Annotated in this window: 26 protein-coding genes; 9 read left to right on the top strand and 17 right to left on the bottom strand. The window is 71.5% G+C overall.

Features of this window, described 5'->3' with window-relative positions; all coding sequences use genetic code 11:
• Positions 1 to 23 precede the first annotated feature (23 nt).
• On the bottom strand, positions 24 to 653 hold the full coding sequence (locus tag ACGFI7_RS38520; protein ID WP_393413653.1) for an IclR family transcriptional regulator: 630 nt from the start codon (positions 651 to 653) through the stop codon (positions 24 to 26).
• Between the two features lie 180 nt (positions 654 to 833).
• Here ACGFI7_RS38520 and ACGFI7_RS38515 point away from each other — a divergent pair, with 180 nt between their 5' ends.
• Positions 834 to 1,373 carry a hypothetical protein gene (locus ACGFI7_RS38515; RefSeq protein WP_393413652.1) on the top strand — a complete coding sequence of 180 codons (540 nt, stop codon included), beginning with the start codon at positions 834 to 836 and terminating at the stop codon, positions 1,371 to 1,373.
• A gap of 39 nt (positions 1,374 to 1,412) precedes the next feature.
• Entirely contained in the window at positions 1,413 to 2,522 is a 1,110-nt protein-coding gene (locus tag ACGFI7_RS38510) for an NAD(P)/FAD-dependent oxidoreductase (protein ID WP_393413650.1), read from the top strand.
• Positions 2,523 to 2,525: 3 nt separating this feature from the next.
• Here ACGFI7_RS38510 and ACGFI7_RS38505 read toward each other — a convergent pair whose 3' ends face one another.
• Positions 2,526 to 3,773: an MFS transporter gene (locus ACGFI7_RS38505; RefSeq protein ID WP_393413850.1), complete on the bottom strand. Its 1,248-nt coding sequence runs from the start codon at positions 3,771 to 3,773 to the stop codon at positions 2,526 to 2,528.
• Positions 3,774 to 3,906: 133 nt separating this feature from the next.
• Between ACGFI7_RS38505 and ACGFI7_RS38500 the strand changes: the two genes are divergently transcribed.
• Positions 3,907 to 5,190: a hypothetical protein gene (locus tag ACGFI7_RS38500; protein WP_393413648.1), complete on the top strand. Its 1,284-nt coding sequence runs from the start codon at positions 3,907 to 3,909 to the stop codon at positions 5,188 to 5,190.
• A gap of 3 nt (positions 5,191 to 5,193) precedes the next feature.
• Here ACGFI7_RS38500 and ACGFI7_RS38495 read toward each other — a convergent pair whose 3' ends face one another.
• Positions 5,194 to 5,394 (bottom strand): EF-hand domain-containing protein, encoded by a 201-nt coding sequence (locus tag ACGFI7_RS38495; protein WP_393413646.1) that lies wholly within the window; start codon positions 5,392 to 5,394, stop codon positions 5,194 to 5,196.
• A gap of 181 nt (positions 5,395 to 5,575) precedes the next feature.
• On the opposite strand from ACGFI7_RS38495, the gene ACGFI7_RS38490 reads away from it, so the two are divergent.
• Positions 5,576 to 7,234 (top strand): alpha-amylase family protein, encoded by a 1,659-nt coding sequence (locus ACGFI7_RS38490; protein WP_393413644.1) that lies wholly within the window; start codon positions 5,576 to 5,578, stop codon positions 7,232 to 7,234.
• Positions 7,235 to 7,244: 10 nt separating this feature from the next.
• On the opposite strand, the gene ACGFI7_RS38485 is transcribed toward ACGFI7_RS38490, so the two are convergent.
• Complete coding sequence (locus tag ACGFI7_RS38485) at positions 7,245 to 7,832, bottom strand: TetR/AcrR family transcriptional regulator (RefSeq protein WP_393413642.1); 588 nt, start codon at positions 7,830 to 7,832, stop codon at positions 7,245 to 7,247.
• A 68-nt stretch (positions 7,833 to 7,900) separates the two neighbouring features.
• Between ACGFI7_RS38485 and ACGFI7_RS38480 the strand changes: the two genes are divergently transcribed.
• The gene (locus tag ACGFI7_RS38480; RefSeq protein ID WP_393413640.1) at positions 7,901 to 8,632 is read left to right on the top strand and encodes an SDR family NAD(P)-dependent oxidoreductase; all 732 of its coding nucleotides are present in this window, start codon (positions 7,901 to 7,903) and stop codon (positions 8,630 to 8,632) included.
• A gap of 47 nt (positions 8,633 to 8,679) precedes the next feature.
• On the top strand, positions 8,680 to 10,431 hold the full coding sequence (locus ACGFI7_RS38475; protein ID WP_393413638.1) for a bifunctional metallophosphatase/5'-nucleotidase: 1,752 nt from the start codon (positions 8,680 to 8,682) through the stop codon (positions 10,429 to 10,431).
• Here the strand turns inward: ACGFI7_RS38475 and ACGFI7_RS38470 are convergent, their stop codons facing one another.
• The 4 genes from ACGFI7_RS38470 to ACGFI7_RS38455 form a co-directional block, all read right to left on the bottom strand.
• Complete coding sequence (locus ACGFI7_RS38470) at positions 10,432 to 11,172, bottom strand: cytochrome d ubiquinol oxidase subunit II (RefSeq protein ID WP_393413636.1); 741 nt, start codon at positions 11,170 to 11,172, stop codon at positions 10,432 to 10,434.
• Positions 11,173 to 11,196: 24 nt separating this feature from the next.
• Positions 11,197 to 12,450 (bottom strand): cytochrome ubiquinol oxidase subunit I, encoded by a 1,254-nt coding sequence (locus tag ACGFI7_RS38465; protein WP_393413634.1) that lies wholly within the window; start codon positions 12,448 to 12,450, stop codon positions 11,197 to 11,199.
• Between the two features lie 110 nt (positions 12,451 to 12,560).
• Positions 12,561 to 13,238 carry a response regulator gene (locus tag ACGFI7_RS38460; RefSeq protein WP_393413632.1) on the bottom strand — a complete coding sequence of 226 codons (678 nt, stop codon included), beginning with the start codon at positions 13,236 to 13,238 and terminating at the stop codon, positions 12,561 to 12,563.
• Positions 13,235 to 14,359: a sensor histidine kinase gene (locus tag ACGFI7_RS38455; protein ID WP_393413630.1), complete on the bottom strand. Its 1,125-nt coding sequence runs from the start codon at positions 14,357 to 14,359 to the stop codon at positions 13,235 to 13,237. Before ACGFI7_RS38455 ends, ACGFI7_RS38460 begins: the two co-directional genes overlap by 4 nt.
• Positions 14,360 to 14,440: 81 nt before the next feature.
• Here ACGFI7_RS38455 and ACGFI7_RS38450 point away from each other — a divergent pair, with 81 nt between their 5' ends.
• Complete coding sequence (locus tag ACGFI7_RS38450) at positions 14,441 to 14,650, top strand: hypothetical protein (protein ID WP_393413628.1); 210 nt, start codon at positions 14,441 to 14,443, stop codon at positions 14,648 to 14,650.
• Between the two features lie 12 nt (positions 14,651 to 14,662).
• On the opposite strand, the gene ACGFI7_RS38445 is transcribed toward ACGFI7_RS38450, so the two are convergent.
• From ACGFI7_RS38445 to ACGFI7_RS38410, 8 genes are all read right to left on the bottom strand, one after another.
• A complete protein-coding gene (locus ACGFI7_RS38445) occupies positions 14,663 to 15,676 on the bottom strand; it encodes a fatty acid desaturase family protein (RefSeq protein WP_393413626.1) in 1,014 nt (337 codons plus the stop codon).
• A 98-nt stretch (positions 15,677 to 15,774) separates the two neighbouring features.
• Complete coding sequence (locus ACGFI7_RS38440) at positions 15,775 to 16,515, bottom strand: hypothetical protein (protein ID WP_393413624.1); 741 nt, start codon at positions 16,513 to 16,515, stop codon at positions 15,775 to 15,777.
• 144 nt (positions 16,516 to 16,659) lie between these two features.
• A complete protein-coding gene (locus ACGFI7_RS38435) occupies positions 16,660 to 16,872 on the bottom strand; it encodes a hypothetical protein (protein ID WP_393413622.1) in 213 nt (70 codons plus the stop codon).
• A gap of 80 nt (positions 16,873 to 16,952) precedes the next feature.
• Complete coding sequence (locus ACGFI7_RS38430) at positions 16,953 to 17,615, bottom strand: response regulator (RefSeq protein ID WP_393413620.1); 663 nt, start codon at positions 17,613 to 17,615, stop codon at positions 16,953 to 16,955.
• Positions 17,612 to 18,766, bottom strand: a complete 1,155-nt coding sequence (locus ACGFI7_RS38425) for a sensor histidine kinase (RefSeq protein ID WP_393413618.1) — start codon at positions 18,764 to 18,766, stop codon at positions 17,612 to 17,614. The genes ACGFI7_RS38430 and ACGFI7_RS38425 overlap by 4 nt, the downstream gene beginning before the upstream one ends.
• 73 nt (positions 18,767 to 18,839) lie before the next feature.
• Positions 18,840 to 19,457: a hypothetical protein gene (locus ACGFI7_RS38420; RefSeq protein WP_393413616.1), complete on the bottom strand. Its 618-nt coding sequence runs from the start codon at positions 19,455 to 19,457 to the stop codon at positions 18,840 to 18,842.
• A gap of 114 nt (positions 19,458 to 19,571) precedes the next feature.
• The gene (locus ACGFI7_RS38415; RefSeq protein ID WP_393413614.1) at positions 19,572 to 20,018 is read right to left on the bottom strand and encodes a YdeI/OmpD-associated family protein; all 447 of its coding nucleotides are present in this window, start codon (positions 20,016 to 20,018) and stop codon (positions 19,572 to 19,574) included.
• Positions 20,015 to 20,809, bottom strand: coding sequence for an alpha/beta fold hydrolase (locus ACGFI7_RS38410; protein ID WP_393413612.1), 795 nt, complete (start codon positions 20,807 to 20,809; stop codon positions 20,015 to 20,017). Before ACGFI7_RS38410 ends, ACGFI7_RS38415 begins: the two co-directional genes overlap by 4 nt.
• A 127-nt stretch (positions 20,810 to 20,936) precedes the next feature.
• Between ACGFI7_RS38410 and ppk2 the strand changes: the two genes are divergently transcribed.
• Together ppk2 and ACGFI7_RS38400 are read left to right on the top strand one after the other, a co-directional pair.
• Positions 20,937 to 21,752, top strand: coding sequence for a polyphosphate kinase 2 (gene ppk2, locus ACGFI7_RS38405; RefSeq protein WP_393413610.1), 816 nt, complete (start codon positions 20,937 to 20,939; stop codon positions 21,750 to 21,752).
• 24 nt (positions 21,753 to 21,776) lie between these two features.
• Entirely contained in the window at positions 21,777 to 22,253 is a 477-nt protein-coding gene (locus ACGFI7_RS38400; RefSeq protein WP_393413608.1) for a nitroreductase family deazaflavin-dependent oxidoreductase, read from the top strand.
• Between the two features lie 4 nt (positions 22,254 to 22,257).
• On the opposite strand, the gene ACGFI7_RS38395 is transcribed toward ACGFI7_RS38400, so the two are convergent.
• Positions 22,258 to 22,590: a cupin domain-containing protein gene (locus tag ACGFI7_RS38395; RefSeq protein WP_393413606.1), complete on the bottom strand. Its 333-nt coding sequence runs from the start codon at positions 22,588 to 22,590 to the stop codon at positions 22,258 to 22,260.
• Positions 22,591 to 22,764: the final 174 nt, after the last annotated feature.

Genomic DNA, 22,764 nt, shown 5'->3' with positions numbered 1-22,764 from the left:
CGTCCGTCATGCCTGGACGGATGTCAACCCAGGGCCGCGGCGAGCTCGGCGGCCGCCTCGACCACCCGGGGCCCCGTCGACTCCGCGAGCGGCCCGAACGTGACCACCCCGACCGAGGCCTCCAGCCACGGCAGCCCCAGGACGGGCGCCGCCACCCCCCGGGCCCCTTCCTGCAACTGCCCCTCGGTCACCAGATATGCGGACCCGCCCTCGCGGCCCGCCAGGATCGCCCGCCCGGCCGCGCCCACGGCCAGCGGATGGCGGGCGCCCTCCCGGTAGGCCACGTGCATGCTCGTCCACGACGGTTCCACCACGGCCACGGCCAGCGCGTCGTCGCCTTCGGCGACCGTGAGGTGCGCGGTCGCGCCCACCTGTTCGGCCAGCCGGCGCAGCGTGGGCACCGCCGCCGCGCGCAGCAGCGGCTGCACGGCCTGAGCCAGCACGAGCAGCCCGAACCCCAGGTGGACCCGGCCCTCGGCGTCGCGGCGCACGAACCCCTCGTTGAGCAGGGTCGTCAGCAGCCGGTAGACCACCGGGCGGCTCAGCGACAGCTCGGCGCTCAGCTCGGTCGGGGTCCGCCCGCCCTTGCCGTCGGCGAGCAGCCTGAGCAGGCGGAGCCCGCGTTCGAGTGTCTGAGCGGATTCAGCGGCCATAGGGCGATTATCCCGTGCCCTTCCTGGGGCTGTGGTGACTGTATGCGGTGAAAGGGGTACGTAGGGGAGCAGAAGCACCGGGGGGTAATAATGCGGCAAACGTGGGTTCTCCTGGTTGCCGGATTGGCCATGTGCGCCTTCCTCCCAGCCCTTCCGTCCGGCGGCGCGAGAGCGATCTACATGGCCAGGGCGACGCCCGCGGCGACCCCGGCCGACCGGCTGGTGGAGGACACCTTCTATCTCACTGTCGGCATCGAGGTCGAGCAGCGCCTGATGCCCGTGGAGAAGGGCGTCAGCATCCGCCCCGGCGCGCCGCTCGCGCCTGGGCTCGGCGTGGACGCGAGCGGCCGGGTGTACGGCAGGCCGGAACGCCCGGGGACCTTCGCCGCGCCGGTCCAGATCTGCCGCGGCCAGACCTGCTCCCCGCAGCAGGTCACGTTCGTCGTGCTGCGCAACGTGCCGTGGGCCCCCGGCGTGCTGACCTTCCCCGGCCGGGTCGGGGAGCGGCTGCGCGCGGCCATCCCGATCAAGGGCGGGCCCACCGGCGTGCCGCCGACGTTCACCGTCACGAACCCCGACACGCTGCCGCAGGGCGTCACCATCGGCCCCGACGGGCACGTCGGCGGCGTGCCCCAGGCGTCCGGGGTGTCGCGGGTGCCGGTGCGCATCTGCCTGGCGGGCAACTGCGCGGGCGTGGTGGTGACACTGATCGTCGTCTGACCCCTTGCTTCGGGGCTCGTCTCCGGTCACCGTGGTCCCATGAAATCGGTCATCGTGGTCGGATCGGGGATTTGGGGTTCATCGCTGGCGTTGCGGCTGGCCGAAACCGGGTGGCGGGTGACGCTGGTCGAGCAGCACCGGCCGGGGCACGTCCGGCAGTCCAGCGCGGGGGAGACCCGGCTGATGCGCTGCGCGCACGGCAGCGAGGAGTGGTACGCGCGCCTGGCGTGGCGGGCGCGGGACGGCTGGCGGCGGCTCGGTGAGCGGGCGGGGGAGGAGCTGTACGCCGAGGCCGGCATGCTCTGGTTCGCCCAGACGGAGGACGGGTGGGAGCACGCCAGTGCCCAGGTCCTGAAAAATCTGGATATTCCGTGTGAGGTGCTCGACCCCGCCGACGGCGCCCGCTTCTTCCCCGACTTCGACCCGACCGGCCTCAGCCACCTGCTCTGGGAACCGCACGCCGGCGTCATCAGGGCCCGCCGGGCCACCCAGGTGACCGCCGGGCTCGCCGAGGCGGCCGGCGCCCGGCTCGTCCGGGGCCGCGCGACCCCCGCGCCCGGCGCCGCCGTGGAGGTCGGCGGCGAGGTGCTGACCGCCGACCGGGTGGTGTGGGCCTGCGGCGCCTGGCTGCCCGAGCTGTTCGAGGTGCCGGTGACCGTGACCAAGCAGGACACGCTGCACTTCGCCGTCCCCGCCGCCTGGAGCACGCCGGGCACGCCCGCCTGGGTGGACCACGCCGCGGCCGCGTACGGCCACGGTGACGTGGACGGCGTGGGCATGAAGGCCACCTCCGACGCCGAGGGCCGCCCGTACGATCCCGAGCACGGCGAGCGCGCCGTGGACGAGGCCAGCGTCGCGAACGCCCGCTCCTACCTGGCCCGTCGGTTCCCGTCGCTGGCGTCGGCGCCGGTGCTGTTCAGCCAGGTCTGCCAGTACGCGCTCACGCCCGACGCCGAGTGGCTCATCACCGAGACCGCGCCCGGCGTGTGGCTGCTCGGCGGCGACTCCGGTCACGGGTTCAAGCACGCGCCGGCGCTGGCCGAGTATGTGGCGGGCCTGCTCGACGGCGCGTACGGACCGGAACCGCGGTTCGGGCAGCACGAGCGGATCCCGGCCCGCGGGCTGCGCACCAGCGGGCAGGCCGGATAGCACTCAACTGGAGGAGACGACCTCAAGGCGGCCGGGGGCGCGCAGGTTGCGCACGCCGGGGGAGAGCAGCGCCGCGCAGGTGGACAGCACCACCAGGCCACCGCATGCCAGCAGCGCGTTCTGCACGCCCATCAGCGCCGCCGCGGGGGCCGCCAGCATGAGCCCGATCGGGCCGAACATCAGCGAGCCGAGCGCGTCGTACGAGCTCACCCGCGACAGCGACTCCGGCGGGACCTCCCGCTGCATGGTCGTCGTCCACAGCACGCCGAACACGTCGAAACAGACGCCCAGCACGAACGCGCCCGCCACCGTCACCCAGAGCGGCGCGTTCGACCCCAGCAGGAAGTACGGCAGCGCGGACGGCAGGCAGAGCAGGGTGCCGACCAGGATCGGCCGGCGCGGCCGGAGCCGCAGCGACACCAGGACGCCCGCGATCGTGCCGATCGCCTCGCCGGCCAGGAACGCCGACCAGGCCGCCGGGCCGCCCAGGCTCTCCTTGGCCAGCAGCGGCCCGAGCACCCCGTGACCGGCCTGCACCGCCAGCACCAGGATGGAGAACTGGGCGACCACCACCCAGATCCACTGCCGGGAGCTGAACTCGCGCCAGCCCTCGCGCAGGTCCTTCAGCACCGAGTGGCGCTCCTCCCGCGCGGCCAGAGGAGTGGGCCGCACCAGCGAGATGAGCACTCCGGCGACGGCGAACAGGGCGCCGCTGACCGCGAGCGCCCAGCCTCCGCCGACGAACACCACCGTGGCGCCGCCGGCCACCGCGCCGGCCATCCGGGCGACGTTGGCGCCCAGACCGAGCAGCGCGTTGCCGGCCTGCAGCCGGTCGGGCGGCACCACCTCGGGGATGATGCCGGTCAGCGAGGGATAGAGCACGGCGACGGCCACGCCGCTGATGGCCGCCGCGCCGGCCAGGGCGACCAGCGGGGTCCAGCCCGACAGCAGCATCGCGGACAGCGTGCAGAAGGCCAGGGCGTTGGCCCACTCGCCGAACATCATCACCCGCTGCCTCGGGAAGCGGTCGGCCAGCACCCCTGCGAAGAGCATGAACAGCACCATCGGCAGCGCTTCGGCGGTCAGCACCACGGACAGCGTCGTCGCGCTGGCGCCGGGAAGTTCGAGGATGCCGAACGCGAGGGCCACCGGCGCGAACGCGGTGCCGAGCATGGAGATCGTACGGGCCGAGAAGAGCAGGGCGAACCGCCCGTCGCGGAAGAGACCGAGGTCCCCGAGGATTTCACGCACGCTCAAGTTTGGCCGGTACGAGGTGGTGCTGTCGTCCCAATTTTCACAGGGTCAAACACGAGCGGTAGAGATCACCGGTTGATGCCGATATTGTGCAAGATGCCAGCCGATCACTCCCCGGAAGTAAGGCGCCATGCGACTGCGGCAGCTCTTCGTCATCGGTCTCGCACTCTCCCTCCTCGGCATCGGCGTTCCCGCGTGGTCGGCGGACGATCCGCGCGGCTGCGACGACCTCATGGCGGCGGACACCCCCGCGTACGTCGTCTGCCGCTGGATGGCCACCCCTGAGGAGGCCGCCGAGATCGCCCGCTTCTGGCTCGACGACGACGGCCGGAACATGCGCGACTCCGGGCCGATGAACCCGATCGTCATCGACTGCACCGAGGACGGCGCCCAGTGCGCGACCGACTCCGAGGGCGACGGCGAGATGCACGACGTGGGCAGCCCCGACGTCGAGGGCAGCGAGGACGGCGGCGAGCCGGAGTGCCCGACCGCCGAGCCTTGCTTCGTCGACCCTGACGAGGTCACCGGCGCCGCGCTGAAGCAGGCCGCCGAGACGCCCGCGGGTCAGGCCGTCAAGGCCGCCGCCGCGAACGGCATGCGCGTCTGGATCGACACCGAGCTGGCCGACGACCACCAGGCGGGCAAGCTCGCCGACACCGCGAAGAAGATCGCCGCCCTGGCCGCCCAGCCCGGCGTGGCCGGCATCCGGTTCAGCTCCGGCCTCGGCTACAACCAGACGTTCGCCACCGCCGAGGAGCTCGACGCGTTCGTGCTGTCGGCGGCCACCACGCTCCGCAAGCTCGCCCCCGGCAAGAAGCTCGCCGTGCAGACCGCGGTGCCGGCCCTGGGCTGCGGCGCAGACGAGGAGTGCAAGAAGGCGCTCACCGCGAAGCGCCCGCTGCCCGACCCGGACCGCGTCGGCGCCTGGCTCGCTCAGGGCCTGGTCGACCAGCTCTCCCTCGACGGCGGCCACTTCGCCACCGAGTACGCCACCTGGGGCATCGACGCCGCCACCGCCCAGCGCAACCAGTGGATCCAGGTCCGCGCCCGCGCCTGGGACGCCTACGCCCAGATCGCGGCCGAGGACACCGGCTTCGCCGCGCCCGGCGGCTCCGGCCTGACCGCCGAGCAGGCCACGAAGACGATCACCGAGCGCGTCGCCGCCCCGCTGCAGGACGACGCCGCCGAGACCGTCACCCTGTGGACCCGCTGGCAGGACGCCCAGGGCCGGGTCAGCCGGGTGTCCGGCGAGAAGTGGGCGGCCAACCCCACCTGGGACCAGCTCAAGAAGCTCACGGCCGTCCGGGCCCGCCTGGCCACCCTGTACGACCCGGTCACGCCCGAGGTGGACGTGGCCACGGACCTGAAGAGCCTGTCGGAGATCTTCGGCCAGCTCTACGTCCGCACCGCCTGATCGTCAGGGCTTCAGGAACGCGCCGAACTCGTCCACGTCGATGAGGCCGTCGCCGTCCTGGTCGAGGCGGCGGACACCGGCCTGGGCGGCTTCCAGGGTCACCGGCTGGCCGATGACCTCCATCGCGCGGACGAGCTCCTCGGCCGAGATGCGGCCGTCCTTGTCCGTGTCGATGAGGTCGAAGGTGATCGCGTGGTCGCTCATGATGGACATCCCTCCGGGTGATCCGTTCCGGGTCAGACCCTAGTGGTGATTTGTCGTATTGCGTCGAGAAATGCCGCTAACCGGCGGGCTCTGTTTACCGCGGGGAAGATCCGCCAAACCTGCGCCGGGAAGGGGTCCTCGTGACTTGTTCTTTATGCGCGTTTGGGGGTAGCTCGCCCGCATGCGTATGACGTACACGAGCGACCTGTGGTGGAAGAACGCCGTCGTCTACTGCCTGGACGTGGAGACCTTCAAGGACGGGAACGGCGACGGGATCGGCGATTTCCGCGGGCTCAGCCAGGCGATCGACTATCTGGCCGACCTGGGCGTCACCTGCCTGTGGCTGATGCCGTTCTATCCCACGGCCAACCAGGATGACGGCTACGACGTCACCGACTTCTACAGCGTGGACCCGAGGCTGGGCACGCTGGGCGACTTCGTGGAGTTCATGCGCACCGCGCACGACCGGGGCATGCGGGTCATCGCCGACCTGGTCGTCAACCACACCTCCGACAGGCACCCGTGGTTCCAGGACGCGCGCCGGGGCAAGGACGCGCCGATGCGCGACTGGTACGTCTGGAAGGACGAGCCGGAACCGGAGCCGGAGTCGGTGGTCTTCCCCGACCAGGAGGACAGCGTCTGGGAGTACGACGACCGCTCCGGCCAGTACTACCTGCACAGCTTCTACAAGCACCAGCCGGACCTGAACGTGGGCAACCCGGCCGTGCGCGACGAGCTCTCCCGCATCCTCGGCTTCTGGATGGAGCTGGGGCTGTCGGGCTTCCGGGTGGACGCGGTGCCGTTCCTGATCGAGAACGTCTCGCCGCAGCTGGGCGAGCCGCACGAGTTCCTGGCCGACCTGCGGGCGTTCATGACCCGGCGCAAGGGCAACTCGGTGCTGCTCGGCGAGGTCAACCTGCCGTACAAGGAGCTGATCAGCTACTTCGGCGACGGGCTCGGCGACGAGCTCACCATGTGCTTCGACTTCATCGCCATGCAGAGGGGCTGGCTCGCGCTGGCCCGCAAGGAGGCCGCCCCGCTCGTGGCCGCGCTGCGGGAGCGGCCGCAGGCGCCGAGGGCCGCCCAGTGGGCGATGTTCCTGCGCAACCACGACGAGCTGACCCTGGACAAGCTCACCGACGACGAGCGGCAGGAGATCTTCCAGGCGTTCGGGCCGGAGGAGGACATGCAGATCTTCGGCCGCGGCCTGCGCCGGCGGCTGCCGGGCATGTTCGACGGCGACCCGGACCGGATGAAGCTGGCCTACAGCCTGATGTTCTCGCTGCCGGGCACGCCGGTGCTCTTCTACGGCGAGGAGATCGGGCTGGGCGAGAACCTGGAGGTGCCGGGCCGGATGGCCGTCCGCACCCCCATGCAGTGGTCGAGGAACGGCGGCTTCAGCACGGCGGAGCCGGTGCGGCCGATGCCGTCGGGGAAGTTCGGGCCCGAGCACGTCAACGTGGCGGACCAGAAGCGCGACCCGGGGTCGATGCTGCGCTGGATCCAGCTGCTCGTCGAGCGCTACCGGGAGTGCCCGGAGCTGGCCTGGGGCGAGTACACGGTGCTGGACCCGGGACACCCGGCCGTGTACGCGCACCGCAGCGACGTCGACGGCGCGACGGTCGTGGTCGTGCACAACCTGGGCGACGAGGCGGCGGAGGTGGAGCTGCCCCTGGACGGGCTGGCCGGCTGCCTGCTGACCGACCTGCTGGTGGACGGCACCGTCGAGGTGCCGGACTCGGGCCGGGTGCGGCTGGAGCTGGGCGGGTACGGCACCCGCTGGCTGCGCGTGTCGGACCTGGCCGTGTCCCCCGAGGACGCCTCGGCCAAGGCGCGCTGAGCGACCGGCGTCAGCCCTCGGGCCAGGCGCGCATCGCCAGGGCCGCGACCTGCTCCAGCTCGTCGCGGCCCGCGCCGTCGCGGGCCTGGGTGGACATGCCCTGGATGGTCGCCGCGTAGTAGGTGGCCAGCGCCGCGGCGTCGGTGGACGGCGGCAGCAGCCCGGCCGTCACGTCACGCTCGACGCGCTCCCTGAGCGCCGCCTTGGCCGACTCGCGCGCCAGCCGCAGCCGCTCCTCGACCTCGGACGACTCCGGCCCGCAGTTGACCGCCGCGGAGATGACCATGCAGCCGTGCGGGTGGCCGGGGTCGGTGTACTCGGCGGCGGCCTCGTACAGGATGCGCTCGACGGCCTGTCTGGCCGTCGGCTCCTCGGCGAGCGCCCGGGTGGTGAACGCGCCGTAGGTCTCTTGATAACGCCGCAGCGTCTCCTCGAACAGCCGCTGCTTGTCGCCGAAGGCCGCGTACAGGCTGGGCGGCCTGATGCCCATCACCGCCGTCAGCTCGGCGACGGAGGTCACCTCGTAGCCGTGGCGCCAGAACGCGTGCAGCGCCCGGTCGAGTGCCTCGTCGCGGTCGAACGCTCGCCGTCTCGCCATGCGGCCCATTCTATAGCGACCGCTATGATATTTTTCTGTAGCGATCACTACAGAAAGGAAGTCCGCACGTGAAGACCGCTCTTGTGACGGGTGCGAGCAGGGGGATCGGCCGCGCGACCGCGCTGCGGCTGGCCCGCGACGGCCACCGCGTCGGCGTGCACTACGGCGTGAACGAGGCCGCGGCCGAGGAGACCGTCCGGCTGATCGAGGCGGACGGCGGCAGCGCGTTCGCGCTCCGCGCCGACCTGGGCGAGCCGGAGCAGGTCGAGGCGCTGGCCGCGCAGGTCGCGCGGGCGGCCGACCGGCTCGACGTGCTGGTCAACAACGCCGCCATCGCCGCGTCCGGGCCGATGGAGCAGGAGACGGTGGAGACGTTCGACCGGCTCTTCGCGGTGAACGTGCGCGGCCTGTTCTTCCTCACCAGGCTCCTGCTGCCGCTCATCCCCGACGGCGGCCGGATCGTCAACGTCACCTCGGGCGTGGCGCACATCGCCTTCCCCGAGATGATCGCGTACTCCATGACCAAGGGCGCGGTGCGGACGTTCACGCTCGCGCTGGCCAAGGAGGTGGGCCCGCGCGGGATCACGGTCAACGACGTCGCCCCGGGCATCATCGACACCGACGTGAACGCGGACTGGCTGAGCACTCCCGAAGGCGAGGCGTTCGCGAAGAGCGTGCACGCGGTCAACCGGGTGGGCCGGGCCGACGAGATCGCCGAGGTGATCGCCTTCGCCGCCTCGCCCGGGGCGAGCTTCATGACCGGCCGCACTCTCGACGCCACCGGGGGCGCCAACCTGTGAATATCTGCCCTTTTCACCTCATTTGACGGAGGTTAACGTCCCGACACATGCACACCAGAAAGCTCGCCGCAGGAGCGGCCGCCGCACTCGTGGCGGCCGCCCTGGCCGCGCCCCCGGCGCAGGCCTCGGGTGGCAAGCCTGTCACCGTCACGGTGATGGGCACCTCCGACATCCACAGCAACGCGCTCAACTGGGACTACTACCAGAACGCGCCCTTCACCGACCGGGACGGCAACCACGTCGGCCTGGCCAAGGTGTCCACCCTGGTCAAGCAGGTGCGCGCGCAGCGAGGAGCGGACCGCACGCTGCTGTTCGACTCCGGTGACACCATCCAGGGCACCCCGCTGGCGTACTACTACGCCAAGATCGAGCCCATCACCGAGACCGGCGAGATCCACCCGATGGCCCGGGCCATGAACGCCATCGGGTACGACGCCGTCACCCTGGGCAACCACGAGTTCAACTACGGGCTGCCGCTGCTGGCCACCTGGATCAAGCAGATGAAGGCCCCGGTGCTCGCCGCCAACGCCGTGCACGCCAGGACGGGCAAGCCCGCCTACCGGCCGTACGTCATCAAGACCATGAAGATCAAGGGTGACAAGCCGGTCCGGGTCGGCGTGCTCGGCCTCACCAACCCCGGCGTCGCCATCTGGGACAAGGCCAACGTCGAGGGCAAGCTCCGCTTCACCGACCTGGTCGAGTCGGCCAAGCGGTGGGTGCCGCAGATCAGGCGGGACGGCGCCGACGTGGTCGTGGTCACCGCGCACGCCGGCGACAACGGCATGTCCTCCTACGGCGGCGACCTGCCCGTGGAGAACGCCTCCGCCCTGGTCGCCGAGCAGGTGCCCGGCGTCGACGCCGTGCTGTTCGGGCACGCGCACACCGACGTGCCCGAGCGGTTCGTCACCAACAAGGTCACCGGCGAGCAGGTGCTCCTCAGCGAGCCGGGCAAGTGGGGCCAGCGGCTCAGCGTGCTCGACTTCCAGCTCACCAAGCACCGCGGCAAGTGGAAGGTCACCGGCAAGTCCGCGACCACGCTCAACACCAACGCCGTCGCCGAGGATCCCCGGATCGTCCGGCTGATGAAACAGCAGCACGACACCACCGTCGGCTACGTCAACACGGTGGTCGCCCAGTCGGCCCAGGCGCTCTCCGCCGGCGAGTCCCCGTACAAGGACACCCCGATCCTCGACTACATCCAGCACGTGCAGGTGGAGACGGTCAAGCAGGCGCTGCCGGGCAACACGCTGCCCGTGCTGTCGATCGCGGCCCCGTTCAGCCGCACCGCCGTCTTCCCGGCCGGCGACATCCGGGTGCGGGACGTGGCCGGCCTGTACGTGTACGACAACACGCTGCTGGCGGTCAAGATGACCGGGGCCCAGCTCAAGGACTATCTGGAGTACTCGGCCAAGTACTTCAGCCAGCTCGCCCCCGGCGCCCCGGTGGACGTCGCGACCCTCACCAACGCGGGCGGCACCCCCGACTACAACTACGACCAGCTCTCCGGTGTCACCTACGACATCGACATCAGCAAGCCGGTGGGCCAGCGCATCACCGGCCTGTCGTACGAGGGCGCGCCGGTCGCCGCCGACCAGGAGTTCGTGGTGGCGATCAACAACTACCGCCAGTCGGGCGGCGGCGGTTTCCCGCACGTCACCTCGGCCGAGGTGCTCTACAACGCCCAGGTGGAGATCCGCCAGGCGCTGATCGAGTACGCCACCGCCCAGGGCACCATCGACCCGTCGCAGTTCGCGGCGGAGAACTGGCGCCTGACCCGCGAGGGCGTGCCGGTGTTCTGATCACAGGTAGGAGGGGCCGGTGACCCGGTGCCGGAACGTCCACCACACCCAGGCCTGCGCCGCCACCATCAGCGGCATCATGGCCAGGACGACCGGCACCAGCATCGCCCCCGACGTGCCGGGCTCCAGCGGCAGCCGGAGCCCGGCCAGCACGCCCACGACCAGCAGCGCCGCCGCCGTCAGCGCGTAGGTGCGGACCTCCCCGGCGCCGCCCGACAGCACCGCCGCGCGCCGCCGCGGCTCGCCGCGGAGCCGGAGCCCGGCGAAGGCCAGCCCGTGCGTGGCGAACAACGCCGCCAGCGCCGCCACGGGCAGCAGCGCGAGCGGCCCGGACAGGCCGAGCAGCACCTCGCCGAGCAGCCCGCCCAGGCTCATGGCCAGCCCCCAGCTGCCGGCCACGATCGCGCCGTCCCACCAGGCCCGCCACCGCCGGCCCGCGAGCCGGCCGCGCAGCCACAGGCCCGCGTCGCGCGCCACCCACGACAGCAACAGGGCCACGATCAGCGGATAGTTGCCGCTCAGCAGCTCGCCCTCCAGCTCCGGGAAGAACCCGGCCAGCACCCCGGCGGTGACCACCAGCCACACCTCGTTGCCCAGGAAGAACGGCGCGATCGCGGCGATCACCTCCCGCCGCTCGTCCGGCGTGCGGCCCAGGTACGGCAGCGTCATGCCGACGCCGATGTCGGCCCCGGCCAGCACGAGATAGCCGAGCGCGAAGAAGGCCAGAACGAAGATCTCCATGATCACTCCTCAGAAGGCGGGTCCTCAGAAGGCGGGGACGGGCTCGGGCTTCTTCTCGGCGGGCCGGGCGCCCAGGGCGACGCCGGCGGGCCCGCGCCTGGCGGCCCTGGCCAGCAGCCAGAAGTTGATCACGACCAGGACGGCGAACACCGCGGTGAACGCCACCAGCGAGAAGCGCATCGTCCCCTCGCTCACCGGCGACATCGCGTCCTCGGTGGTCAGCAGCCCGTAGACGGCCCACGGCTGCCGCCCCATCTCGCGGAAGACCCAGCCGCCCAGCATCGCCCCGAACGGCAGCGGGATCGCCGCGATCAGCAGCACGTGCCAGGCCCGGAACCGGTGCACGACCGGCCGGGCGAGCATGAGCAGGACGTTCGCCCCGGACAGGAAGAGCATGATCGCGAACAGGATCAGCATCGTCAGCGCCCCGCCCTGCACCCACCCCACCGGCGGCAGGTAGTCGCCCGGCCCGTGCAGCGCGGTCATCTCCGCCTGGACCTGGGCGGCGAGCTCGGCGTCGCGCGTCCAGGCGGCGAGCTTGCCCGGCTGCAGCGTCTGGAACCCCATCCCGCCGAACGTGGCCGTGACGATCGTCGCGGGCAGCGCCACCCCGACCCCTATCCGCAGCGACTTGCGGAAGAAGTCCTGGTCAGGAGTACGCCTGAACAGGTGGTAGGCGCTCACCCCGGCCATGAAGAAGCCGCCGACCATCAGCGCCCCGCCCAGGACGTGCCCGAGCGCCACCGTCGCCGCAGGGTTGGCCACCATCGCGCCGAAGTCGGTGACGTGCAGCGCGTGGCCGTCGAACCGGTAGCCCACCGGGTTCTGCAGGAACCCGTTGGCCACCATGATCCAGAAAGCCGAGGCGTACGCGGTGAGCGTGACGACCCAGATCACCGCCAGGTGCGCCCACCGGTTCAGCTTGTCCCAGCCGAAGATCCACAGCCCGAGGAACGTCGACTCGACGAAGAAGGCGATCATCGTCTCCAGCGCCAGCGCGGAGCCGAACGCGTTGCCCGCGAACTCCGCCAGCCCGCTCCACGCCATGCCGAGCTGGAACTCCATGACGAGCCCGGTGACGATGCCCATCGCGTAGTTGATGATGTAGAGCTGGCCCCAGAACCTGGTCATGCCCAGATGGACCGGGCTGCGGCCGATCGTGGCCCGGGTCTGGATGACGGCCACCAGCGTGGCCAGGCCGAGCGTGAGCGCGACGAAGAGGAAGTGCGCGCCCGCGGTGAGCGCGAACTGCAGGCGCGCCAGGTCGACGGTGTCCATGCCGCCAGAGTCGGCTCACGGTCACGGCCCGCGCGTCAGCCCGCGGCGGTCACCCGTCGTACGACCGGGGTGTCATGGGCCGCCGGGGCGTACTCCCCGGGAGGTACGGCTCACCGGCGGCCGTCGGAGAGCCAGCCCGGCGTGATGACCCCGGCCTCGTAGGCGAGCACCACGAGCTGGGCGCGGTCGCGCGCGCGGAGCTTGGCCATGATCCGGCTCACGTGGGTCTTGGCCGTGGCCGGGCTCAGCACCAGCTTGGCCGCGATCTCGTCGTTGCTCAGCCCGCCCGCGACCAGGGCCAGCACCTCGCGCTCCCGCTCGGTGAGCGCGTTGAGCCGGGGCGCGGGGTCGGGCCGGGTGACCCGGCCGGCGAACTCGGCGATCAGCCGCCGGGTGACGGAGGGCGAGATGAGGGCGTCGCCCCTGGCCACCACGCGGACGGCGTGGATCAGCTCGGCCGGCTCGGTGTCCTTGACCAGGAACCCGCCCGCGCCCGCGCGCAGCGCGCCGTAGACGTAGTCGTCGAGGTCGAACGTGGTCAGGATGATCACCTTGACCGCGTCGAGCCGCGGGTCGCCGGCGATCCGGCGGGTGGCCTCCAGGCCGTCGAGCTCGGGCATCCGGATGTCCATGAGCACCACGTCCGGCCGCAGGTCGCGGGCCAGGGCCACGGCCTCGGCGCCGTTGGCCGCCTCGCCCACCACCTCGAAGTCGTCCTCGTCGCTGAGAATGGACCGGAAACCGGCCCGTACGAGGGTCTGGTCGTCGGCCAGCAGCACGCGGATCATGAAGCTCCGTCCAGCGGTAGTGAGGCGAGGACGCGGAAGCCGCCCTCGGGGCGGGGGCCCGCCTCCAGGCTGCCACCCAGGGCCGTCGCCCGCTCGCGCATGCCCACCAGGCCGTAGCCGCTGCCCTCGGTGAAGGGGACTCCCGGGCCGTCGTCGTCCACCCGGATCAGCACCCGCCCGTCGTCGGCGGCGACGGCGAGGGTGGCCTCGCCCGCGGCGGAGTGGCGGGCGACGTTGGTCAGCGCCTCGCGGATGATGCGGGTCGCGGCCAGGTCGACCTCGACCGGGACCCGGTCGAGCGGGCCGGACAGCTCGGTGCGGACCGCCAGCCCGGACGCCCCGACCAGCGAGTCGAGCCGCGCCAGGCTGTCGGCGGGCGCGGTCGGCGCGTCCTCGTCGACCTGGCGCAGCACGCCCAGCGTGGTGCGCAGCTCGCGCAGGGTCTCCTTGCTCGTCTCCTTGATCGTCCGCAGCGCCCGCTCGGCATCGTCGGGCCGCTTCTTCAGCCCGTGCAGCGCCGCCGACGCCTGCACGTTGATCAGGGAGATGTTGTGCCCGAGCACATCGTGCAGCTCGCGGGCGATGCGCAGCCGCTCCTCGCCGGCCCGCCGCCTGGCCTCCTCCTCCTTGCCGTGCTCGGCCTCGCGCACCCGGCGCTCGGCCTCCTGGAGGTAGGCGCGGCGGTTGCGGGTCACGCTGCCCGCCGCGATGGCTGCCACCACCCAACCGGCGATCATGATGAACGCGCCGTCGTCGACGTGGCGCACGTCTCCGGTCTCGCCCAGCCCCATGGCCAGCAGCGCGACCGAGCCGGTGGTGACGGCGGCGATGAGATGGCCCCGCTCGGCCGCGGTGTAGAGGACCACGAACGGCAGGAAGATGATGGGCGCGTCGAGCGAGGACAGGGGAAAGTAGGCCAGGGTCGCGGCGATCACGGTGATCAGCGCCCCCACGGGCCAACGCTCGCGGAGCAGCACCCCGGCCAGGGCGACGACGGGCAGCACCACGTCGATCACCCTGAGCTCCAGGTCGTCGCGGATCACCCAGGTCACGGCGAACGCCAGCACGGTCACCGCCACGACGACGAGCGACATGACGGTGCTCGCGGGCAGTTTGCGCATGCTCCCATTCTCGCCGCCCGCGCCGCGTACGAGCCATACACCCCGAGTCGTAACCCGGCCGCGCGCGGGTACAGCCCCGGGATGAGCAACGAAGAGGAACTGCGCAGGCTCGACGAGGAGATCGCACGGCTCAAGGAGGAGAACCGCGAGCAACGCGAGCAGATCGGCGAGATGGGGCCGACCGACCAGGCGGAGATCTCGGCCCTGATCACCCAGGCCGACGAGCAGGCCGGGCTCATCTCCGAGTTGGAAGAGCGCCGTGAGAGCCTGCGCCGCCGGCCGGACGAGTGATGAGCGCCAGGGTCAGCGCAGCGCGGCCCCCACCTCGTGAAGGTGCCGCAGCGCCTGCCCGTACGAGTTGAACAGCCCGGTCTCCAGGTAGCTGACGCCGATCTCCTCGCAGTAGCGCTGGACGATCGGCTGCGCCTTGCGCAGGTTGGGCGCCGGCATGTTCGGGAACAGGTGGTGCTCGATCTGGTAGTTGAGCTGGCCGAGCGCGATGTCGGTGACGAAGCCGCCCTTGACGTTGCGCGAGGTGAGCACCTGCTTGCGCAGGAAGTCCAGCTTGTCGGCGGCGGTCAGCACCGGCATGCCCTTGTGGTTGGGCGCGAACGAGCAGCCCAGGTACACGCCGAAGACCCCCTGGTGGACGATCAGGAACAGCAGGGCCTTGCCGAACGGCAGCACCGCGAAGACCGCGCCGAAGTACAGCGCGAAGTGCGTCAGCAGCAGCACGGCCTCGGTGCGGCGGTGCCGCGAACCCGGCTTGAGCAGCGCCTTCACGCTGGCCACGTGGAGGTGCCAGGCCTCCAGCGTGAGCAGCGGGAAGAACCAGAACGCCTGTCGCTTGGCGAGGAACCGGGGCAGGCCCCGGCTGTTGGCCACCTGGTCCTCCGACCAGACGATCACGGCGGGGGAGACGTCCGGGTCGTGGTCCTCGTGGTTGGGGTTGGCGTGATGCTTGTTGTGCTTGGTGTTCCACCAGCCCCAGCCGAGGCCGATGCCGAGGTTGCCGACCAGCAGGCCGACGATGTCGCTGGTCCGGCGGCTCCTGAAGACCTGCCGGTGGCCGAGGTCGTGCGCGATGAAACCGACCTGGGTGAAGACCACGGCGAGGACGGCGGCCACGAGCATCTGCAGCCAGGAGTCGCCCACCCACGCGAACAGCGCCCAGCCGCCCGCGTAGGCCGCCGCGACAAGGGCGCCGCGGACGGCGTAATAGACAGGACGCCGGTCGAGCAGACCGGCCTCAGTGATCTTGTTAGCGAGTCTGGCGAAGTCGCTGCCCCGGGTCGCCAGGCTGACGGGATCGGCCACAAGTCTCCTCGATGTCTAGATGAACGGATACCCACAGACTGACGCATCCGCTGCCCCCATGAAAGATCCCTTAGCCTCGGTCGGACCCCAGTCGGAGCTCAGAACCGTGTGAGCCGCGCCCGCAGCGCGTCCAGAGGAAGTTGCGGAACCGTCGCCTCGGTGAACTCCGGCAACCCCACCACAAGCTCACGGCCGACCACTTGGAGCCCGCGCGCCGCCGCCGGCTCGTCGACGCTGCGGCGCTCCATCGCGTAGAAGTCGCCGCGGCCGTAGTCGATCCGGATGCTCTCCAGCCCCGGCCGCCCGCGCGCCAGGAAGGCGCCCATCGGCATGCCGAGCGCGTTCGGCGCGGTGCCGGTGTGGGCGTTGCCCGCGACCACCAGCGTGGGGGCGGCCACCATGTCCAGCACCCGCCGGGCCATGGCCGCCTCCCTGGCCGACCAGTCGGCCGTGATCTCCGTGCCCTCGAACAGCGTGATCGTGATCGGGGACAGCTGCCGCAGCACCGCCAGGTGGCCCGCCGTCACCCGCCCGTCGCCGAGCCACCAGTGCGGGTGCTCCAGCGGCGTGCCGTGTCTCAGGTACGTGTAGAGCTCCATGGTCAGGCCGCCGTGCCATTCGAGCGCGAGGCTGCGCAGCCCGAGCGCGTCCACCAGCCGCCGGATGATCAGCGGGTTCTCCCGTACCCCGTGCACCTCGCCGAGCAGGAGGAGGCCGGTCTCGACGAGCGAGCGGCGCGCTCTGGACAGGGCGGCCTCCTCCATCGGCAGCTCGAATCCGCTGGTGTCGAAGTCGGCCACGGCCCGTGTCAGGCCGTCGATGGTGTCAACGCCCGGCATGCCTTCAGGGTGATCGGGGACGTGGAGCGTTGCAACGGCCCCGTCGCCCAGCGGTCGAGCGCGCTCGCCCAGCGGTCGGCCCGAGGACGAGCCCGGGATGCGCCCCGGGATGAGCCCAGGGATCAGGCCCGGATCGGGCCCGGATCAGCTCATGGACAGCCGGTCGAACAGGGCCAGCGCCGCCTCCCGCACCTCCTCGGGCGAGAGCCCGTCCAGCGTCTGCCTGGCCTGCGCGATGTCGCGGGTCGTCGCCAGGGTGATCGCCACGGACGACGCCGCCGCCCGGTCGACGGAACCGGCGGGCGCGGCGTCGGCCAGCTCCTGGGCGTTCGCGGCGAGGTCGAGGTTGTCTCTCAACGGGCCTCCTCAGTACGGTGGTCGGCCCATTGCATCATTTGGCGGCATCGCTTTTCCATCGCTCGGTGAACTACGGCCTGTCACGTGCCGGGGACGGCCAGCCCCGACTCGTAGGCGGCGATCACGGCCTGCACCCGGTCACGCAGGCCGAGCTTGGCCAGCAGGTTGCTGACGTGGGTCTTCACCGTGTGCTCGCTGACCACCATGGCCTCGGCGATCTCCGCGTTGGACAGCCCGCGGGCGATCAGCTGCAGCGTCTCCCGCTCCCTGGCCGTCAGCACGTCCACCGCCGTCCGGGCGCCCCGCTTGGCCGGCCGGGACGTGAACTCGCGGATCAGCCGGGTCGTCACCGACGGGGCCAGCAGCGACTCCCCGGCCGCCACCACCCGCACCGCGTGCACCAGGTCGTCACGGCGCACGTCCTTCAGCAGGAACCCGCTGGCGCCGGCCCGCAGCGCGTCGTACACGTAGTCGTCCAGGTCGAACGTGGTCAGCATGAGCACCCGGCACCCGGTCTCGGCGCACACGATCCCGGCGGCCTCGATGCCGTCCATCCGCGGCATGCGGATGTCGAGCAGCAGCACGTCGGGCCGGTGTTCACGGACCGCGGCCACGGCCTCGATCCCGTCACCGGCCTCCGCCGCCACGTCGATGTCGGGCTGCGCGTCCAGGATCATCGCGAACCCGCTCCGCACCAGCTCCTGGTCGTCGGCCACCACCACCCGGATCCCGGGGGCGGTCATGAGAGCGGGAAACGGGTGGAGACGTGGAACCCGGGAGCGTCCCGGCGGGGGCCGGCGGTGGCCGTGCCGCCGCAGGCCGCGGCGCGTTCCCGGATGCCGATGAGCCCGTGACCGCCCGAGGGCAGGGCGCGCCCAGAGCCGCGGCCGTCGTCGGTGACGTCGATCATGAGGGTGTCTTCCTCCCAGGTGAGCCGGATGTCGGCGCGGGTGGCGTCGGCATGCTTGACGATGTTGGTGAGGGCCTCCTGGACGATCCGGTACGCGGCCACGGCGCAGCCGGCCGGCACCGGCCGCCGCTCGCCCGTCGCCTCGAACCCCACCTCCAGGCCCGTGCCCGTGACCTGCGCGGCCAGCGCGGGGAGATCGTCGAGTGTCGGCTGGGGCGCGCGCGGCGCCTCGCGGTCCTTGAGGATGCCGAGCATGAGCCGGATCTGTTCCATGGCGTCCCGCCCGGCCCCGGCGATCGCGTCGAACGCCGCCTCGGCCCGCGCCGGGTCCTTCCTGACCGCCACCGGCCCGGCCTCCGCCTGCACCACCATGAGGCTGACCGCGTGGGCGAGGATGTCGTGCATGTCGCGGGCGATCCTGGCGCGCTCGCGTTCGGCGGCGCGCTCGGCCTCCAGCTCGCGCTCCCGCTCCAGCCGGGCGGCCCGCTCCTCCAGCGCCGCCGCGTGGGCGCGGGAGCCGGCCGCCGCCCGGCCCATCGCGTACGCGGCCACCAGCAGGATGCCGCTGCGCAGCGCCGTGTCGGCCGAGCCGGGCAGGAAGAACAGCCCGATCGTGGTGCAGGCCAGCAGCAGCATCCGGATCCGCCGGGACGACAGCTCGGCCACGGTGTAGTACGCGATCAGCGTGCCGTACCAGACGGGCTGCTCGGCGACGTGGTCGGCGAGGTCGTACAGCAGGCTGACGCCCAGCGACGTGAGCAGCACGGTCAGCGGCAGCCGGCGCCGCCAGATCAGGGGCAGCGACGCGCCGATCGCGACCGCGTACCCCCACCAGTGCCACGGCAGGCCGTCCTCCTGCCGGGTGGCCAGCAGCGGCCAGAGTTGCGCGCAGGCGATGAGGAGGGCGAGCGCGCCGTCGACGAGCAGGGGCGGCAGCGCTCGCGCGCGCCGCCGCAGCACGGTCATGAGGGGCGGCTCGGGCACGGCTCCCCATCCTCTCGCACCGTACGGCGAATCCCTAGAAATCAGTGGATGTCCCGTACGAGGAAGAACCTGATCACGCATGAGCCTGGACGGCCCGGTCCTTGGCCCGCAGGGCCAGCGGCAGGAACGCGATCACACCCAGGAGGGACCCCACCGGGATGAGGTCGAGCGAGATCGGCGGGAGCGTCACCTGGGCCAGGACGAGCAGCGGCATCCAGGGCCGGACGAGCCCCCGGACGGCGAGCTGGACCGCGAAGGCGAGCAGGGCGACGTAGAACAGGATCGGCCCGGCCTCGTAGACCAGCAGCGACACCCCGGGCACCGCCTGCACTTGGTCGAACAGCGTGCCCATGGCCTCGTGGTCGTCGGCCATGAAGCCCACCACCACGTCGACGGCGAACTGGGCGAACGTGAAGGCGATCCCCGCGAGCCCGACGGCGTGCGTCACGGCTGCGGCCCGGTTGCCCCCGAGCAACCGTCGCATGTCCTGGAACATCACCCCGAACAGCACCAGGCCCGCCATGAAGGCCAGGTGCCCGAGCGTCCAGGCCGCTCCCGGTCCTCTGCTCCCGTCGAACCCGTCGACGATCCTGAGCACTCCGTAGACCAGGGCGAGCAGTGGCGCGGCCACGTACGAGACGGTCGCGAGCGTGGTGGGCGGCGGGACGGGAGAGTCGTGTCTGACGGACATGGTGGCTCCTTCGAAGCGGGTCGGGATCGCCTACCAATCGTCAGATTTCCGGCCCGGCAGCGGATCGCCGCCACGGGCGATCCTCCGGCTCACTCTCAAGAGGGAGGCCGGGCCTCAGTCCTGTCCGGCGGCGAGCTTGGCGACCAGACCGGCGACCCGCCGCTGCCTGGTCTCGGCCTTCTTCGCGCCCTCGACCTGCAGCACGACGCGCAGCTGCCGGGAGTACGACAGGCCGTCGAAGAAGGCCTTGGCCTCCGGCGCCCGGTCGAGCGCCTCGGCCAGGTCGGGCGGCACGGTGACCGTACGGGGCTCGGTGTCGAGCTCCAGGGCGACCTCGATCTCGTCGCCGGCCTGGACGCCGGCGGCCTCCCGGCGCTCGGCGGCGAGCGGGAGCAGGTAGCGGCCGCCCATCAGGGCCACGGTGCTGCGGTAGACGTACCCGTTGATCGTGACCCGTACGGGCGGGCGCTTGCCCGCGCCCAGTTCGGCCACCACCTCGGGCGGCACCTCGAATCCGGTGGCGGTCTTGCCGCCCAGCTCGACGGTGGTACGGAAGATCATCGGAAGAACCCCTTCAGGACGGGCGCCAGGGCGGCGGCCTTGACGATGTGGGTCTGGCCGTCGAGCGTGCGGTGCTCGGCGTCGGGGAGCACCCGGGCCAGGTCGCGGGTGCCGTTGCGGATCCAGGCGGGGCTCTTGCTGCCGTTGACGACCAGGGCGGGCATCTTGACGCCGTCCCACCGGCCCTCGGGCAGCGGCCTGCCGTGCTCGAACTCGGTCACGAACGCGGTGTCGTACGGCAGCGTGTGGGCGACCGCCTTCATCGACGACCAGCCGGGCATGACGGTCATCATGGCGACGATCGGGGCGGGCAGGTTGACGCCCTTGCGCATGAAGTAGCGGATGGCCGCGCCCGGCTTGCCCGCGGCCAGGTGGCGCTCGATGCTCTCGGTGTAGTCGGCGGGGATGGGCGGGCGGGTGCCGTCGACGATGAAGGGCGGCTCGTACACCGCGACCTTGCTGACCGGCAGCCCGCTCGCGGCGGCGGCCAGGGCCAGCGCCGCGCCGGACGAGATGCCGTACAGGAAGACCGGCTCGCCGATCATCTCGATGAGGGCGGCGATGTCCTCGATCTCGCGTTCGGGGGCGAAGGGGGCGGTGTCGCCGCTCTCACCGCGGCCGCGCCGGTCGTAGGTGTAGACCGTGCAGGTGTCGGCCAGCTCCTCGGCGAGCGAGGTGTTGGGGCCCGAGGCGCGGTAGCACATCGCGCCGTCGACGAGCAGGAGCGCGGGGCCCCGGCCGACGCGGGTGTAGGCGATGGTGGTGCCGTCGCGGGAAATCACGGTGGTCATGTGCGTCTCCTTCGTGTTCAGTGCCCTTACCCTCGCACCGACAAAAAAATTTGTCAAGGCCGCAGCAGGGAAGACAGGCGGACTCCGGTTAGGGTGTCGGCGCGTATCCAGGGCAGCGGAGGTTCGCATGGCGGACGAACGGCAGACCGGCGGGAAGCTGGCGCGCAAGGTGTACGAGAAGGAGCTCTACCGGCTCCAGGGCGAACTGGTGAAGCTCCAGGAATGGGTCAGGGCCGAGGGCAAGCGGGTGGTGGTGATCTTCGAAGGGCGCGACGCCGCCGGGAAGGGCGGCACGATCAAGCGGGTCACGGAGTATCTGAACCCGCGCGTCACCCGCATCGTCGCACTCCCCGCGCCCACCGAGCGCGAGCGCACCCAGTGGTACTTCCAGCGCTACATCCAGCACCTGCCCTCGGCCGGCTCCATCGTGCTGTTCGACCGCAGCTGGTACAACCGGGCGAACGTGGAGCGGGTGATGGGCTTCTGCACCGAGGAGGAGTACACCCGGTTCCTCCACCAGTGCCCGATCTTCGAGCGGCTGCTGGTCGAGGACGGGATCCTGCTGCGCAAGTACTGGTTCTCGGTGAGCGACGCCGAGCAGGAGCGGCGCTTCCGCAAGCGGCTGGCCGACCCGATGCGCAGCTGGAAGCTGTCGGGCATCGACGTGGAGTCCATCACCCGCTGGGAGGCGTACTCGCGGGCCAAGGACGAGATGCTCATCCACACCCACATCCCCGAGGCGCCCTGGTACGACGTCGAGAGCGAGGACAAGCGGCGGGCCAGGATCAACATGATCAGCCACCTGCTGTCCACGATCCCGTACGAGGACGTGCCGCGCCCTGGGATCGAGATCCCCGAGCGCCCGCCGGGCACCGGATACCGCCGCCCGCCGCGGCTGGACAACGGCGTGCCCGACGTGACCGCCGGTCTCGCCGCCGACTGAGGCGGCCACGCAGAAGGAGTGAAGATGGAGATTCTCGACACGCCGCCGAAGCCGTCAGGGATCCGCCGGTTGCTGTTCCGGCTGCCGATCCACCTCTACCGCCTCCGGCTGGGATGGCTGATGGGCGGCCGGTTCATGCTGGTCACCCACATCGGGCGGGTGTCCGGCGAGCCGCGTCAGGTGGTCGTCGAGACCGTCGACCACGACGTGGCGGGCGAGGGTCATGTGGCGGCCGCCGGCTACGGACGCCGCTCCGACTGGTACCGCAACGTGCTCAAGACGCCCGAGGTCGTCGTCCAGGTGGGCTCCCGCGCCCGCCCGATGGTCGCGCGGCCGCTCGAACCGGAGGAGGGCGCCGAGCTCATGGCCACGTACGCCCTCCGCAACCCCGGCCTGGCCAAGCGGCTGGTCAAGCTCATGGGGTTCCTGGTGGACGGCTCCGAGTCCGACTATCGGGAGGTGGGGCGGCGCATCCCGTTCGTCCGGTTCACGCCCCGCTGAGCCGTCACGGGATCTTCGCGACGGTGAGCAGGCAGCCGGCGTCCTCCAGCGCCTCCAGGCTGTGGCGGGCCGGCGGGATGATCAGATGGTCGCCGGCCATGCCGTCCCAGGAGTCGGGGCCGCTGCGCAGGCGGACCCGGCCGTGCAGGACCACCAGGGTGGCCTCGCCGGGGTTCTCGTGCTCGGCCAGCGACTGCCCGGCCTTGAGCGTGATGAGCGTCTGCCGGAGCACGTGCTCGTGGCCGCCGTACAGGGTCTCGGCGCTGCGGCCCGTCGAGGCGTCGCCGGCCCGCTTGAGGTGCTCGCGTACGAGGGCGTCCAGAGATGTCTTCTGCATGCTTCCGAGTCTGGCATCCAGGGTGACGGGGGTTCACGTCAAGGGTCAGGAGTAACGGCACGGCCACAAAAGGTGATTTATCACCATAAAGAAGCCATAATCCTGTCCAACGTTCCGGCAGGGACGACGGTGGGGGACGGGAAAGGCCAGGGTCGCGGTGTTCGCCGGGAAGAC

The sequence above is a fragment of the Nonomuraea sp. NPDC048826 genome, assembly GCF_043198225.1.
GTDB lineage: Bacteria > Actinomycetota > Actinomycetes > Streptosporangiales > Streptosporangiaceae > Nonomuraea.
Note: the sequence above shows the minus strand (reverse complement) of the source record. Positions and strands in the feature narration are given on the sequence as shown.

Bases quoted from the DNA above. Each gene is read 5' to 3' on its own strand.
- ACGFI7_RS38450 (WP_393413628.1), top strand. From the start codon at position 14,441: ATGAGCAACGAAGAGGAACTGCGCAGGCTCGACGAGGAGATCGCACGG.
- ACGFI7_RS38455 (WP_393413630.1), bottom strand. From the start codon at position 14,359: ATGCGCAAACTGCCCGCGAGCACCGTCATGTCGCTCGTCGTCGTGGCG.
- ACGFI7_RS38510 (WP_393413650.1), top strand. From the start codon at position 1,413: ATGAAATCGGTCATCGTGGTCGGATCGGGGATTTGGGGTTCATCGCTG.
- ACGFI7_RS38410 (WP_393413612.1), bottom strand. From the start codon at position 20,809: ATGACCACCGTGATTTCCCGCGACGGCACCACCATCGCCTACACCCGC.
- ACGFI7_RS38485 (WP_393413642.1), bottom strand. From the start codon at position 7,832: ATGGCGAGACGGCGAGCGTTCGACCGCGACGAGGCACTCGACCGGGCG.
- ppk2 (WP_393413610.1), top strand. From the start codon at position 20,937: ATGGCGGACGAACGGCAGACCGGCGGGAAGCTGGCGCGCAAGGTGTAC.
- ACGFI7_RS38400 (WP_393413608.1), top strand. From the start codon at position 21,777: ATGGAGATTCTCGACACGCCGCCGAAGCCGTCAGGGATCCGCCGGTTG.
- ACGFI7_RS38460 (WP_393413632.1), bottom strand. From the start codon at position 13,238: ATGATCCGCGTGCTGCTGGCCGACGACCAGACCCTCGTACGGGCCGGT.
- ACGFI7_RS38430 (WP_393413620.1), bottom strand. From the start codon at position 17,615: ATGACCGCCCCCGGGATCCGGGTGGTGGTGGCCGACGACCAGGAGCTG.
- ACGFI7_RS38515 (WP_393413652.1), top strand. From the start codon at position 834: ATGGCCAGGGCGACGCCCGCGGCGACCCCGGCCGACCGGCTGGTGGAG.
- ACGFI7_RS38465 (WP_393413634.1), bottom strand. From the start codon at position 12,450: ATGGACACCGTCGACCTGGCGCGCCTGCAGTTCGCGCTCACCGCGGGC.
- ACGFI7_RS38470 (WP_393413636.1), bottom strand. From the start codon at position 11,172: ATGGAGATCTTCGTTCTGGCCTTCTTCGCGCTCGGCTATCTCGTGCTG.
- ACGFI7_RS38395 (WP_393413606.1), bottom strand. From the start codon at position 22,590: ATGCAGAAGACATCTCTGGACGCCCTCGTACGCGAGCACCTCAAGCGG.
- ACGFI7_RS38440 (WP_393413624.1), bottom strand. From the start codon at position 16,515: ATGCCGGGCGTTGACACCATCGACGGCCTGACACGGGCCGTGGCCGAC.
- ACGFI7_RS38495 (WP_393413646.1), bottom strand. From the start codon at position 5,394: ATGAGCGACCACGCGATCACCTTCGACCTCATCGACACGGACAAGGAC.
- ACGFI7_RS38420 (WP_393413616.1), bottom strand. From the start codon at position 19,457: ATGTCCGTCAGACACGACTCTCCCGTCCCGCCGCCCACCACGCTCGCG.
- ACGFI7_RS38520 (WP_393413653.1), bottom strand. From the start codon at position 653: ATGGCCGCTGAATCCGCTCAGACACTCGAACGCGGGCTCCGCCTGCTC.
- ACGFI7_RS38475 (WP_393413638.1), top strand. From the start codon at position 8,680: ATGCACACCAGAAAGCTCGCCGCAGGAGCGGCCGCCGCACTCGTGGCG.
- ACGFI7_RS38500 (WP_393413648.1), top strand. From the start codon at position 3,907: ATGCGACTGCGGCAGCTCTTCGTCATCGGTCTCGCACTCTCCCTCCTC.
- ACGFI7_RS38490 (WP_393413644.1), top strand. From the start codon at position 5,576: ATGCGTATGACGTACACGAGCGACCTGTGGTGGAAGAACGCCGTCGTC.
- ACGFI7_RS38415 (WP_393413614.1), bottom strand. From the start codon at position 20,018: ATGATCTTCCGTACCACCGTCGAGCTGGGCGGCAAGACCGCCACCGGA.